Genomic DNA, 13,937 nt, shown 5'->3' on the forward strand with positions numbered 1-13,937 from the left:
CTCAGTTCCGGAAGTCAAGCCGCAGCCGAGCGGGACGCCTCCGTCAGAAACGCCCAGACATAATCCGAAAATGACCGCCAGCACTCGACCCGGAAACTTTCCGGCCCGGTGCGCAGCAGGACAATCTCGGACTTGCCCAAAATGGTACGCGAGCAGGCGCCGACCGGGAATGCGGAAAGCGACAAATCCTGCGGGCAGCCGCCATTGATCGTCGCCGCAGCCGCCGGACCGGAAACCGAGATCGCGACATTGCGGTGCGAGACGCCGACCGCCGAATGCAGAGCCTTGACGCTGGCGCAATCAGCCAGCGGATCGCCGCCCGCTTCATCGATCACCAGCCATTCGTCGGGGCCGAGCCAGAGCGCCATGCGACCTCCCTTGATGGTCGACGTCTTGGGCTTCTTGGGCAGCGACAGGCCGAGCGCGCGCGACAGGGAAGGTACTGACTTTTCACCGACACGCAGCGCCAGCCGCTGTGCCGGCGGCAGCGTCTTGATCACGACGCCCGGTGCTTCGTGCTGCCGTCCGTCCTGCGCGGGTCGGCGCTCGGCGGTGGCGATTTTAGCGGCGGATTTAGCCATGGAGGCGCCCTCCCTTTTCATCAAAGAACACCATGTCCGTCACCTCAACCTGGATGGTGCGGCCGGGCATCGGCACATAAAGCGTCTCGCCGAGACGCTTCTGCCCGCCTTCCACCAGCGCCAGAGCAATGGAATGACCGCAATTTTCAGACCAATAGCTCGATGTGACATGGCCGATCATTTTCATCGGGATTGGCTGTGCGGGATCGGCAACGATCTGTGCTCCCTCTTCCAGCATGATCTTGGGATCCTTCGTCCTCAGCCCCACCAGCTGGCGGCGGCCTTCGGCGACGAGGTCAGGGCGCTTCAGACCGCGAATGCCGACGAAGTCGGTCTTCTTTTTGCCCACGGCCCAATCGAGCCCGGCGTCACTTGGCGTCACTGTGCCGTCGGTATCCTGCCCGACGATGATATAGCCCTTTTCGGCGCGCAGCACGTGCATGGCCTCGGTGCCATAGGCACAGGCGCCGTGCTTTTCACCCTCTGCCCACAGAGCCTCCCAGACCGCCTGGCCATAATCGGCCGGCACATTGACCTCAAAGCCACGATCGCCGGTGAACGACATGCGGAAAAGCCGTGTCGGCACGCCGCAGATTTTGCCCTCGCGCACCGACATATGCGGCATCGCCGCATCCGACAGGTCGATACCCTCGAACAGCGGCGCAATGATGTCGCGCGATTTCGGCCCCTGCACGGCAATGACCGCCCATTGCTCGGAAATCGAAGTCAGCCAGACATTGAGATGCGGAAATTCGGTCTGGAGATAGTCTTCCATGTGGTTCATCACGCGCGCCGCACCGCCGGTGGTGGTGGTGACATGGAAACGGTCTGCAGCAAGCCGCCCGACCACGCCGTCATCATAGATAAAGCCGTCCTCGCGCAGCATGATGCCATAGCGGCAGCGGCCGGCGTCGAGCTTTTCCCACGGATTGGTGTAGAGCAGTTCCATGAACTTGGCCGCATCTGGACCAACCACCTCGATCTTGCCGAGCGTCGAGGCATCGAACAGGCCGGCGGCCTTGCGCACGGTGACACATTCGCGGTCGACAGCCCGGTGCATATCCTCGCCATTACGCGGGAAATACCAGGCCCGTTTCCACTGGCCGGCATCCTCGAACACCGCCCCATGCGCCTGCGCCCACGGATGAATGGCAGTCTTGCGCGTCGGATCAAACAATTCGCCGCGCGCATGGCCGACGATGGAGCCGAACGTCACCGGCGTATAGGGCGCGCGGAAGGTGGTGAGCCCGACCTGCGGGATCTCATTGCCCAGCGCCTCGGCGGCAATCGCCAGCCCGTGCATATTGGACGTCTTGCCTTGATCGGTTGCCATACCGGTGGTGGTGAACCGTTTCACATGCTCGATGGAGCGCATCCCTTCGCGCACCGCAAGCTTGATATCCTTGGCAGTGACATCGTTCTGGAAATCGACAAAGGCTTTTGCCTGATCGTCACCCGGCCCATCGCCCAGCATGGTGCCAGACCAGCTTTCGCTGGACGAGGCCTTCAGCTTTAAGCTCTCGCCTGCCGTAAAGCCGGCATCGCGCGCGGCCCGTTCGCCAGCCTTCAGCGCACCGGAAATGGTTACATCAAGCGTATCGGCTCCACCGCAGGCACCGACGGAAACGCAGTCTTGCGCGTAGGTGCCGGGCAAAAAGCGCCGTGTCGTCTCGTCAAACGCCACTTTGCCGCGCGATTGCGAAAACAGGTGAACCGACGGCGTCCAGCCCGACGACATGACGAGTGCGTCGATCTCGATCCGTCGCTCGCCGCCGCCTGCCTTGGGCTGCACCACCATGGAGGATATGCGCAGCCGGCCATGGGTGCGGATCACCGCGCGGCCAGCAAGAATCTCTATGCCCAGCGCGCGCACTTCATCAACCAGAACTCCGGTTGGATTGTCGCGGATATCAACAATCGCCGCGATCTCGATCCCCGCCTTCTTCAAATCGATGGCGGCGGCATAAGCGCTATCATTGGCTGTGTAGACACCGACCTTCTTGCCAACGGCTACGCCATAATGATTGAGGTAAGTGCGCGCGGCAGAGGCCAGCATGACACCTGGCCGATCATTTCCGGCAAACACCATGTGACGCTCAATAGCGCCGGTGGCCAGCACTACGCGGCTGGCACGAACCTGCCACAGTCGCTCGCGCGGCATGTCGGCTTCTGGTGCTGCCAGATGCTCGGTTACCCGCTCGGCAAGCGCGACAAAATTTTGCGCATAATAGCCAAATCCGGTGGTGCGCGGCAACAGCCGCACATTGTCCATGGCAGCGAGTTTTGCGACAGTCGCCTGCGCCCAGTCCCAGCCATTCCGGCCGTCGATTTCCGCACCATTTTCAAAGCGCAGCGCGCCGCCGAATTCGGCCTGTTCGTCGCAGACGATAACCGTGGCACCCGTCTGCGCCGCCGCAAGCGCCGCCGCCAAGCCGGCAGCACCGCCGCCCAGGACCAGCACATCGCAATGCGCATACCGTGCCGCATAATGATCCGGGTCGGGTTTGTCAGGTGCTACGCCCAGACCCGCTGCCGCGCGGATGTTGGGCTCGTAGAAGCTTTTCCAGGCAGCCTTCGGCCACATAAAAGTCTTGTAGTAAAACCCGGCCGAAAACATCGGCGACATCAGATCATTGATGGCACCGACATCAAGCCCGAGCGAGGGCCAGCGGTTCTGCGATTTCGCCTGCAGCCCGGAATAGATCTGCTGCACGGTGGCGCGCACGTTGGGCGTCCTGCGGGCATCGTCACGAGAAATCTCCATCAATGCATTGGGCTCTTCAGACCCGGCTGAGAGAATGCCGCGTGGGCGGTGATATTTGAACGAGCGCCCGACAAGATGCACGCCATTGGCCAAAAGCGCGGAAGCCAGCGTATCGCCTTCCATTCCCTCGAAGGATGTGCCGTCGAAAGTGAAGCGGACGGTTTTGGCACCAGCTAGCCGGCCTGCGCCGGCGACACGAAAATTCTGGCTCATGACGCACTCTTCTTGCCGGTTGCACGCGCATTCAGCTGGCGCGGCGGACGGTTGGCGTAGGCTGCAGGCGCCGACGAGGCTTTGGGCAATTTGGACGGTTTTGGCTCACCGGCCTTGTAGGTGAGAAAAAACTTGTCGGTGACCGTGTCGCGTGCGGCATTGAAAAATCGCCCGCAGCCATGGATATGGCGCCAGCGCTCATAAATCACGCCCTTGGGATTGGTGCGGATAAAGAAGAACGCCTCAAAATCCGCATCGTTTGTTTCCGCAATATCGCCCGAGCGCGCTATATGCGCCTCACCGGCACCACGAAACTCAAGCTCGGGACGTTCTTCGTCACAATAGGGGCAGTGGATCAAAAGCATGACTATCCTGCAATCTTCATGTCTGGAGCGCGTGGAGAAGACGGGCGACAACCCTGTCCGGCGCCTCAAGCTGAGGCAGATGACCGACACCAGTCAGCGCCTCGAATGTCGAGCCGGGGATCTTTTCGTGGAGCATCTTTCCGCGCGCGATGGGTATCCAGGGATCATCCTCACCCCACAGGATTGCGACCGGGCAGCGTATGTGATTCAGTAGCGGTCCAAAATCATCCGTGTAGCGGTCATCGGCCTGCGCGAACTGGGCGTAGAAACTGGCACGGCCTCCTTCGCTCAGCCAAGGCTTCAACAGCTGATCGAAATCGCCGGCATCCAGTTCGTTGACCATGGCACCTTTGATATAGGCGCGCGCCACCGCTTCGTGGATGTGCGGTGGCAGGCCGGTGAACGCATCGACATGACGCCCGACATGATCGAAGAACGCCGAACCCCAGGGGCTAAGCACCACGACATTCATCAGCACAAGTTTTTCATAATCCACACCGCCGAGCAGATGCGCACGCAGCGTCACCGCACCGCCGAAATCATGGCCAAGCACACGTGGCTTCGACAGGCCCCAAAACGAGACCATTTCGGCAAACACCTCGCCCTGCACATCGAGCGCCGTCGACTGGCCGCTGCGCATTTCAGAACGCCCATAGCCCGGCATGTCGAACCAGTGACAGGTGAAGTGTTTGGCCAGCTCGGGAATGACCCGGTGCCAGCTGAACGATGACCACGGCCAGCCATGCGCCAGGATAAGATCTGGCCCGCTGCCGCCCTTGCCCCAGGCCACAATGCCGGCTTCAGTCTGCGTGGTTTGATCGACGCTCCACATCCCGACAAGCCTCAATGCGCGACGGCAGCTGCCGCCGCCTCGTCGATCAGCCGGCCGGTGCGAAAACGCTCGATCGTGAAGGGCGCATTGATGGCGTGCGGCATGTCGGTGGCGATCGTGTGCGCAAAGACATGACCGGAGCCCGGCGTTGCCTTGAAGCCGCCCGTGCCCCAGCCGCAATTGACATAGAGCCCCGGCACCGGCGTCTTGGCCAGGATCGGCGAACGGTCCGGCGTGACATCAACAATGCCACCCCAGGAACGTAGCATCTTCATGCGGGTGAACATCGGGAACATCTCACAGATGGCGTCCAGCGTATGATTGAGAATGTGCAGGCCGCCGGTTTGTGAATAGGAAATATATTGGTCGGTGCCAGCGCCGATCACCAACTCGCCCTTGTCGGACTGCGAAATATAGGCGTGCACCGTGTTGGACATGACCACGCATGGAAACACCGGCTTGACCGGCTCCGACACCAGCGCCTGCAGCGGATAGCTTTCCAGCGGCATGCGCACGCCTGCCATGTTCATCAGCACCGAAGAATGGCCGGCAGCAACCACGCCAACCTTCTTCGCACCAATGAAACCGCGCGAGGTTTCGACCCCGGTCACCCGACCGTTGCTGGCGCGCTTGATGCCGGTGACCTCGCAATTCTGAATAATGTCGACGCCGCGGTCTGAAGCCGCGCGCGCATAGCCCCAGGCCACCGCATCATGGCGCGCGGTGCCGCCACGCCGTTGCAATGTGGCGCCCATGACCGGGTACCGCGCCGTCTGCGATATGTTGAGCGGCGGGCAGAAATGCTTGGCCTCCTGCGGTGTCAGCCATTCATTGTCGATGCCGTTGAGCCGGTTGGCATGAACGTGGCGCTTCAGCACCTGCACATCGTGCACATTATGCGCCAGCATCATGACGCCGCGCGGCGAATACATGACGTTGTAGTTGAGATCCTGCGACAGCCCGTCCCACAGCTTCACCGCGTGGTCGTAAATGCCGGCGCTCTCGTCATAGAGATAGTTGGAGCGAATGATGGTGGTGTTGCGGCCGGTATTGCCACCGCCAAGCCAGCCCTTTTCCAACACCGCGACATTGGTGATGCCGTGTTCCTTGGCCAGGTAATAGGCAGTCGCCAGCCCATGCCCGCCTGCTCCGACGATGATCACATCATATTCGTTCTTGGGCTCGGGCGACGGCCACTGCGCTTCCCACCCCTTGTGTCCGCGTATGGCCTCACGGGCGATGGCAAAAACCGAATATTTCCGCATTAAATCCAGTGCCTCTTCCTGTCGGCGAAGCGGACTTCACCTGAGCGCGACGTGTATCACTAGCGAAAAGCCGCTGTCACCTTCGCACTGTTTGCGACGGCCATTGCCGTTTTGCGCCAGCCGACTGCGGTGCAGACATTGTCCGGTTTCGGGTGGGAGCATGGCTGGTGATTTGCGATCTCCCCCAGCGAGCCGGCGCTGGGCCGGCCCGTCACGAGGGTTTATCATGCACACACTTCAAAACAAGGTCGCGCTTATTGCCGGCGCAAGCTCGGGTATAGGCCGTGCGACGGCCAAGCTGTTTGCCGCTCACGGGGCAAGTCTTGTCCTTGCGGCACGCCGCGAAAAGGAACTGGTAGCGCTGGCAGACGAAATAGCCGGCGACGGAGGCAGTGCAATGATCCTGCCCGGCGACGTCAATGACGCAGCCTATGCCAAAGCACTGGTGGACTTGGCTGTCAGCGAATTCGGCGGGCTCGATATCGCCTTCAACAATGTCGGTCTTGTCGGCGCCATGGGCCCGGTGCCGGAGATGGCCGAACAAACCTGGCGCGATGTCATCGATACCAATCTGACCAGCGCCTTCCTCGCCGCCAAATATCAGATCCCCGCGATGCTGGCACGCGGCGGCGGGTCACTGATCTTCACCTCCAGCTTCGTCGGCTCGACTGTCGGCTTGCCTGGCATGGCCGCCTATGCCGCTGGCAAGGCTGGCGTCGTCGGCCTGACCCAGGTGCTGGCCGCCGAATATGGACGCGAGGGCCTGCGCGTCAACGCGCTATTGCCCGGCGGCACAGATACCGCGATGGCAACCTTCAAGTCGCCTGAGGAACGCAGCTTCGTAGAGGGGCTTCATGCCATGAAGCGTATCGGCCGGCCGGAAGAAATTGCCTACTCGGCACTCTATCTGGCGTCCGACTGGTCAAGTTTCACCACCGGCACAGCGCTTTATGCCGATGGTGGCGTCTCCATCACCCGGACCTGAAGGCGGCGGCGCTTCCCTGCCATCGAAATTTGGCACGAAGCAGAGCAGGATGGGGCGCTTATGCGAGTGCCTCGTCCTGCCATCGGCACATCGGACGCTGTAGGCCAGATCTACGATGCGACCCCGCTGAGCCGCCAGAAAATCAGCTCCCACCTCGATTTCGCAGGGCAATCCGACCGTACGCTCCCAGATCATCACAGTGTGGGTCCAGGCTTCCTCACCCTCGCCCACGTCACGGTGATTCGATCATCACCGGATTTGCCCGGATAGACCGGCACGATGACCGTTGCACGCGTCATTTCCGACCCTATGATCCCTGCCATCGCCTGAAGAATGCTCGGTGCGGGCAACAGGTCGACAAGCGGTTCATGCATCAGGCTTCAACTTGGTGATTCTCATCATAGGTGTATTTTTAGTAAATACACTTTTTGGTTGCAACTATTTTACGCTTCCTCGGTGGGCTGAAACGGCTGCCAGCGTGGACCGATTACGGATTGATTAAGACCCAGGGGCGACAATGGGTTCAAGCGGGCAACTGGCAAGATAGGCCGATCCTGCAGGGGGACTATGGGAATGACGGAAATTTCTCCAAGCCTGAAAACCGTTGAGGCGTTCATTGCCAGGCGTCATAAAGGGCTGGATTTTCCGCCTGAACTCGAGCAGCAGCGCGAGATCGACATGCGCGAACGGCGGATTCAACGGTTCCGCGCCGCCATTCCCACGCTGATCGTGATCTACAATCTCTTCCTGATTTGCGACTGGCTTTTAATACCCGACCAGTTTTATTGGGCATTCCTCCAGCATTTCGGTCTGGTAACGCCGTGGATCATCGCCATTGCCTGGGTGATCAGCCGAAACGCGTCCAGGGTTGTTCGTGAAAGCCTGGCCGCATCAATACCCATTGTCATTTCAGCACAGGTCCTGGCCGTCTTCCTGCTGACCACGTCACCGGCGGCGGCGCATTACCAGTATTTTGTCCTGTTGGTTGTACTCTACATGAACACCATCCAGCGCCTGCCGCATCGCTACGCGCTCACTGCCTCAATTATTATTGTCATCATGCATTCCATCGCGGTCGTCATGAGCGACCAGATGAGCTGGGCAACCGCAGCGATTTCAACGACGACGCTTTCGGTCGCTGCCTACCTGACCCTTGTCAGCAATTTCTATCTCGAGCGCGACAGCCGCCGGTCATACCTGCACACCCTGCGCGACCGCCTGCGCCACGATGAGGTAGAAAATGAAGCCAAACACGATCCGCTGACCGACCTCGCCAATCGCCGCTACTTGACGGACCGCATGCAGGAACTATGGAAACAGGGTGATGTCATCTCCCCTGTCGCCGTAATCCTGCTCGACATCGACCATTTCAAGCCCTTCAACGACTGGTACGGACACACCGCGGGCGATTCCTGTCTGAAACGGATCGCAGCTTGCATCCGTGCTGAGCTGCGCGGGCAATCAGACCTTGCAGTGCGTTATGGCGGCGAGGAACTGCTTGTTCTGCTCCCCAATATCGAGGCTTCCGACGCGATCCGGATCGCCGAGCGCATTCGACGCTCTATCGAATCCTTGGCAATGCCGCACGAAGGTATGGGAGCGCGCGCCGTCGTCACGGCGAGCTTCGGTGTGGCTGCGGCTCCTGTTTCCACGATTTCCGGCCCCGAGCTGATTGCAGCTGCCGATGTCGCGCTCTATGCCGCCAAGAGGAACGGTCGCAACCAGGTGTGGCCACCGCTGATGCGCGCCAAAAGCGATGCCGATGCAACGGTTCACGCGCTGCGCAAAAAACCCGGCTGATGCAACGATAACCGCTCTCGACTTCGCTATCCGATTCTGCTAAGAGCCGCTCCAATTCGCGGTGGAAGCACTGCGAGAGCATGCAGCTATTGCTGCTTGCTTGGTGGTTTTACTCTGAAAAAGAACGGTAGGCAGGAGCCCACGTGCAGGTACTCGTCCGCGACAACAATGTTGACCAGGCGCTTCGCGCACTGAAGAAGAAAATGCAGCGCGAAGGCATTTTTCGCGAAATGAAGATGCGCGACCACTACGAGAAGCCATCTGAGAAACGCGCCCGCGAAAAGGCTGAAGCCGTGCGCCGCGCCCGCAAGCTGGCGCGCAAGCGCGCCCAGCGCGAGGGTCTGCTGCCAGGCGCCAAGCCGGCGCCGGTCGTTGCCCGTCCGGCACGCTGAGATCGCCCTGTTTTATCCTTTTTCCCGCGCTAGTTACCAAGGTGGGGCGATGAGAATCGTCACCACCTTTTTAGTTTCGGCGGGTAAAATGGTGCCGAACTGCTATTGATGAACCTGTCGTTCAAAGCGGCAAGGCGAGAGGGAACGAATGGTATGCGCAAAGTTTTGATAGCCCCGAACATGGCGGGCTGGCGCAGACACACCCTGGCACTGGCAATGATCGCTGTGCTTCCGCTGGCTGCCTGCCAAACAGGCGGACCCGGCGGCGAGATTACCAGCATCGACACAGCACAAGGCTCCGACGAAAATATTGCGTCGCTGACCGCGGTGATCAACCGCAACCAGAACGACCCGGAAGCCTATAATGTACGCGGGTCTGCCTATGGCCGTGCCGGCAAATACCGCGAGGCCTTGCGCGATTTTGACAAGGCGTTGCAGCTGAAGCCCGATTTCTACCAGGCCTATGCCAACCGCGCGCTAATCCATCGCTATCTGGGCGATCAGGCGGCAGCGCTTGCCGACTACAACCGCTCGATCCAGCTCAGTGCCAGCTATGATGCAGCCTATATCGGCCGGGGCAATCTCTATCGCAAAGCCGGACGCACGCAGGACGCTTTCAACGATTTTCAGAAGGCCATCCAGCTGGATACGACAGACCCGCGCGCCTATCACAATCGCGGCCTGATCTATCAGCAGCAGGGCCAGCACGGCTTTGCCATCGAGGATTTCTCCACCTCGATCTCGCTCGCACCCGATTCCGCAGAACCCTATAATGGCCGTGGCCTCTCCTACATCGCCCAGAACGATGAAGAAAACGCCTTTGCCGACTTCAACATGGCCATCAAGCTGGATGACCGGGTGGCCGAGAGCTGGGCGAACCAGGCACTGATCTACGAGCGCCGTGGCGACAAGGCGCGCGCCGCAAAATCCTATGCGCGTGCCACGCAGCTCGACCCAAACTACAAACCCGCACTGGACGGCCTGGGCCGTACGCGCGGAACCTGATCAGGGTATCAATAGCTGGCATTCTCCTGTGCTATGGCGTTTGACGAAGGAACCTTGTCGCGCGCCATAGGTTATCTCCGGTACGAAGAATTCAGGAGATACCTATGAAGACCATTGCTCTCGCCAGCGCCACTGCACTGCTGCTGCTCGCATCCCCGACTTTCGCCGCCGAAGGTGTGGAACTGGGCGTGCTGGACTGCGCCATCGAGCCGGGCACCGGCTTCATCATTGGCTCCAAGAAGGAACTGAGCTGCACCTTCAATTCCGCTGAGAAGACGTTCGCGGCTGAAACCTATGTCGGCGACGTTACCAAATTCGGCCTCGACATCGGTACGACCGGCACAACCATGATGCAGTGGCTTGTCGTGGCACCAAGCCCCGAGATCTATGCGCCGGGAGTACTTGCCGGTGATTATGTCGGCGCCAGCGCCGAGGCAACCGCAGTCGTGGGTGCCGGCGCCAATGTGTTGATCGGCGGATCAAGCAAAAGCTTTACGTTGCAGCCCGTTAGTGTCCAGGCGCAGACGGGTCTCAATCTGGCAGTTGGCGTCACCCAATTTCGCCTCCGCTCGGTCGGCAACTGACGCCAAGATCCAATAAAAGGCCCGGTCTGCGTGAGCAGCCGGGCCTTTTTTACGTCCCTAAAGGACTTAGTGGTCCATTGCCTTGACGATCTGCTCCGTCATTTTCTTGGCGTCGCCGAGCAACATCATCGTTCCATCCTTGTAGAACAGCGTGTTGTCGATGCCGGCATAACCCGAGCCGAGCGAGCGCTTGACGAACAGGCAGGTGCGCGCCTTATCGACGTCAAGGATCGGCATGCCGTAAATCGGTGATGCCTTGTCATCGCGCGCCGACGGGTTGGTGACATCGTTGGCGCCGATCACATAGGCAACGTCCGCCTGCGAAAACTCCGAATTGATGTCTTCCAGCTCGAACACTTCATCATAAGGCACGTTGGCTTCGGCCAGAAGCACGTTCATGTGGCCTGGCATACGACCAGCGACCGGATGAATGGCATATTTCACCTCGACGCCTGCTGCCTTCAGTTTGTCGGCCATTTCGCGGACTGCGTGCTGCGCCTGAGCCACCGCCATGCCATAACCCGGCACAATGATAACCTTCTGCGCGTTCATCATCAGATAGGCGGCATCGTCGGCAGAACCCTGCTTGACCGTGCGCTCGATACCGTCATCGGCAACAGCAGCCGTCTCGCCGCCAAAGCCGCCAAGGATAACGGAGATGAACGAACGGTTCATGCCCTTGCACATGATGTAAGACAGGATCGCCCCCGACGAACCGACAAGAGCACCGGTGATGATCAGCGCCAGATTGCCAAGTGTGAAGCCAAGAGCAGCCGCTGCCCAACCCGAGTAGGAGTTGAGCATCGACACCACGACCGGCATGTCGGCACCGCCGATAGGAACGATCAGCAGCACGCCAAGCGCCAGCGACACCAGCACGATCAGCCAGAACATCGTCGTGCTTTGCGTCATCACAAGAAGGATGATGAGCAGGATAAGCGCTGCACCGAGCGCGATATTGATCATGTGGCGAGCCGGCAGCATGATCGGCTTTCCCGACATGCGGCCATCGAGTTTCAGGAACGCGATCACCGAGCCGGTGAAGGTGATGGCGCCAATGGCAACGCCAAGGCTCATTTCAACCAGCGCCTGCGCGTGGATGGCCCCGGTTGCACCGATACCAAAGCTCTCGGGAGCGTACATGGCAGCTGCAGCCACCATGACAGCAGCTAAGCCGACAAGCGAGTGGAAGGCTGCGACGAGCTGTGGCATCGAGGTCATCGCGATACGGCGCGCGGTAAGCGCACCGACGCCGCCGCCGATCGCCAGCCCGAGCAGGATCAGGCCCAAACCTTTGAGCGAGGGTGTGGTAAGCGCCAGCGTGGTGACAATGGCAATGCCCATGCCAATCATGCCGAAGCGGTTGCCCTGTCGGCTGGTGGTGGGATGCGAAAGCCCGCGCAGCGCCAGAATGAACAGGATACCCGAAACCAGATAGAGGAAAGACGCAATATTGACGTTCATCGGGGCGCCCTCACTTATCTTTTTTCTTGTACATCGCCAGCATACGCTGGGTGACCAGGAAGCCGCCGAAAATGTTGACCGAAGCGAGCACCAGGGCGATGAAGCCGAAGCCGGTGGCAAGCCCGGAGGCAGCGATACCGACCGCCAGAAGTGCGCCAACCACGATGACTGACGAAATGGCGTTGGTAACTGCCATCAGCGGCGTGTGTAATGCCGGGGTGACCGACCAGACGACGTAATAGCCGACGAAGATCGCCAGAACGAAGATCGCAAGCCTAAAGACAAACGGGTCGATCACGCCGCCTGATGCGGCATGGAGCGCATCGCCCGCAACCTGCGCGCCATCGGTCTGCGCCATCTCGGCAATGCCCTGATGCACAGCTTTAACCGCCTGGTCGAGCTGTTCGAGCGCTTTATCCAATCCACTCTGTTCCATCATGCATCCCCCTCGGTCTTGGCAGCGGTCTTGCGCGGCTGCGCCGGTTTCTTGCGCGCGGCTGGCTTGGCTGCCTGTGGTGCCTTCGCGTCCGCAACCATCACTGGCTTGTCGGCCTTGTCGGCAAAGTTAGGATGCACGACCTGCCCGCCCACGGTTAGCATGGTTGCCTTGACCAGATCATCCTCGCGGTTGAAGGCGATCTGCTTCGTCTCCTTGTCGACCATGGTCTCGAGGAAGGCGTATAGATTTCTGGCGTAAAGCAGAGAGGCCGAGGCGGCAACGCGACCCGGCACATTAAGATGCCCGACAATCTTCACGTCATTGGCGGTGGTGACAATCTTGCCGGCAACGGCACCCTCGACATTACCGCCGCGCTCCACTGCCAGATCGATGATCACCGAGCCGGGCTTCATCGAGGCAACCATGGCAGCCGACACCAGCTTGGGCGCCGGGCGTCCAGGGATCAGCGCCGTGGTGATCACGATATCCTGCTTGGCGATATGCTCGGCGGTAAGCGCGGCCTGCTTGGCCTGATATTCTTTTGACATTTCCTTGGCGTAGCCGCCGGCGGTTTCGGCCGCCTTGAATTCCTCATCTTCGACGGCAAGGAATTTTGCGCCGAGCGAGGCAACCTGCTCCTTGGCAGCGGGGCGCACATCGGTGGCAGTAACCACCGCGCCCATGCGCCGCGCAGTGGCGATGGCCTGAAGTCCGGCAACGCCGACCCCCATGATGAATACTTTGGCAGCCGGAACGGTGCCCGCCGCCGTCATCATCATCGGCAAGGCACGGTCATATTCGGCTGCCGCATCGATGACGGCCTGATAGCCGGCAAGGTTGGCTTGGCTGGACAGTATGTCCATCACCTGCGCACGCGTGATGCGCGGCATCAATTCCATCGCAAAGGCGGTAACACCGGCCTTTGCCATCGCAGCCACCTCAGCCTCATGGCCATAAGGGTCCATGGTGGCGATGACGATGGCCTGGGGCTTGTAGGTTTTCAGTTCAGCCGCATTCGGGCGCCGCACTTTCAGCACCACATCAGCCTTGCCTGCATCAGTGGCCTTGCCGATTGTCGCACCGGCTTTTTCGAAATCCACGTCGGGAATGCGCGACAAACGTCCGGCGCCCGCCTCCACGACAACCTGCAGGCCAAGGCCAGTCAGGCGTTTGACGGTGTCAGCAGAGGCCGCCACACGCGGCTCGCTCGCATCCGTTTCCTTCGGCACAAAGACAATCTGCCCCACC

General features: G+C 60.3%; 14 protein-coding genes. 5 read left to right on the forward strand and 9 right to left on the reverse strand.

Annotated features, from left to right (window positions below; genetic code table 11):
- Positions 1-14: 14 nt before the first annotated feature.
- The 5 genes from GA830_RS01165 to GA830_RS01185 are packed head-to-tail and all read right to left on the reverse strand — an operon-like array spanning position 15 to position 6,020.
- Positions 15-581 carry a sarcosine oxidase subunit gamma gene (locus tag GA830_RS01165; protein ID WP_195163329.1) on the reverse strand — a complete coding sequence of 189 codons (567 nt, stop codon included), beginning with the start codon at positions 579-581 and terminating at the stop codon, positions 15-17.
- On the reverse strand, positions 574-3,558 hold the full coding sequence (locus GA830_RS01170; protein WP_195163330.1) for a sarcosine oxidase subunit alpha: 2,985 nt from the start codon (positions 3,556-3,558) through the stop codon (positions 574-576). The genes GA830_RS01165 and GA830_RS01170 overlap by 8 nt, the downstream gene beginning before the upstream one ends.
- A complete protein-coding gene (locus tag GA830_RS01175) occupies positions 3,555-3,923 on the reverse strand; it encodes a sarcosine oxidase subunit delta (RefSeq protein ID WP_195163331.1) in 369 nt (122 codons plus the stop codon). Before GA830_RS01175 ends, GA830_RS01170 begins: the two co-directional genes overlap by 4 nt.
- Before the next feature lie 16 nt (positions 3,924-3,939).
- A complete protein-coding gene (locus tag GA830_RS01180; RefSeq protein WP_195163332.1) occupies positions 3,940-4,755 on the reverse strand; it encodes an alpha/beta fold hydrolase in 816 nt (271 codons plus the stop codon).
- A gap of 11 nt (positions 4,756-4,766) precedes the next feature.
- A complete protein-coding gene (locus GA830_RS01185; RefSeq protein WP_195163333.1) occupies positions 4,767-6,020 on the reverse strand; it encodes a sarcosine oxidase subunit beta in 1,254 nt (417 codons plus the stop codon).
- 226 nt (positions 6,021-6,246) lie between these two features.
- Here GA830_RS01185 and GA830_RS01190 point away from each other — a divergent pair, with 226 nt between their 5' ends.
- Entirely contained in the window at positions 6,247-7,005 is a 759-nt protein-coding gene (locus GA830_RS01190) for an SDR family oxidoreductase (protein WP_195163334.1), read from the forward strand.
- A 194-nt stretch (positions 7,006-7,199) separates the two neighbouring features.
- On the opposite strand, the gene GA830_RS01195 is transcribed toward GA830_RS01190, so the two are convergent.
- Entirely contained in the window at positions 7,200-7,379 is a 180-nt protein-coding gene (locus GA830_RS01195; RefSeq protein ID WP_195163335.1) for a hypothetical protein, read from the reverse strand.
- A 199-nt stretch (positions 7,380-7,578) separates the two neighbouring features.
- Between GA830_RS01195 and GA830_RS01200 the strand changes: the two genes are divergently transcribed.
- The 4 genes from GA830_RS01200 (at position 7,579) to GA830_RS01215 (ending at position 10,786) form a co-directional block, all read left to right on the forward strand.
- Positions 7,579-8,805, forward strand: coding sequence for a GGDEF domain-containing protein (locus GA830_RS01200; protein ID WP_195163336.1), 1,227 nt, complete (start codon positions 7,579-7,581; stop codon positions 8,803-8,805).
- 143 nt (positions 8,806-8,948) lie between these two features.
- Positions 8,949-9,197 (forward strand): 30S ribosomal protein S21, encoded by a 249-nt coding sequence (gene rpsU / locus GA830_RS01205; RefSeq protein ID WP_195163337.1) that lies wholly within the window; start codon positions 8,949-8,951, stop codon positions 9,195-9,197.
- 180 nt (positions 9,198-9,377) lie between these two features.
- The gene (locus GA830_RS01210) at positions 9,378-10,202 is read left to right on the forward strand and encodes a tetratricopeptide repeat protein (RefSeq protein ID WP_374939336.1); all 825 of its coding nucleotides are present in this window, start codon (positions 9,378-9,380) and stop codon (positions 10,200-10,202) included.
- 104 nt (positions 10,203-10,306) lie between these two features.
- Complete coding sequence (locus tag GA830_RS01215; RefSeq protein WP_195163339.1) at positions 10,307-10,786, forward strand: DUF992 domain-containing protein; 480 nt, start codon at positions 10,307-10,309, stop codon at positions 10,784-10,786.
- 66 nt (positions 10,787-10,852) lie between these two features.
- On the opposite strand, the gene GA830_RS01220 is transcribed toward GA830_RS01215, so the two are convergent.
- Genes GA830_RS01220 through GA830_RS01230 form a run of 3 tightly spaced genes read right to left on the reverse strand, consistent with a single transcriptional unit; the run spans position 10,853 to position 13,936 of the window.
- Positions 10,853-12,250, reverse strand: coding sequence for an NAD(P)(+) transhydrogenase (Re/Si-specific) subunit beta (locus GA830_RS01220; RefSeq protein ID WP_195163340.1), 1,398 nt, complete (start codon positions 12,248-12,250; stop codon positions 10,853-10,855).
- Between the two features lie 10 nt (positions 12,251-12,260).
- Positions 12,261-12,686: an NAD(P) transhydrogenase subunit alpha gene (locus tag GA830_RS01225; protein WP_195164697.1), complete on the reverse strand. Its 426-nt coding sequence runs from the start codon at positions 12,684-12,686 to the stop codon at positions 12,261-12,263.
- Complete coding sequence (locus GA830_RS01230; RefSeq protein ID WP_195164698.1) at positions 12,686-13,936, reverse strand: Re/Si-specific NAD(P)(+) transhydrogenase subunit alpha; 1,251 nt, start codon at positions 13,934-13,936, stop codon at positions 12,686-12,688. The genes GA830_RS01225 and GA830_RS01230 overlap by 1 nt, the downstream gene beginning before the upstream one ends.
- Position 13,937: the final 1 nt, after the last annotated feature.

The sequence above is a fragment of the Mesorhizobium sp. NBSH29 genome (assembly GCF_015500055.1).
In the GTDB taxonomy this organism is placed as follows: Bacteria; Pseudomonadota; Alphaproteobacteria; order Rhizobiales; family Rhizobiaceae; genus Neomesorhizobium.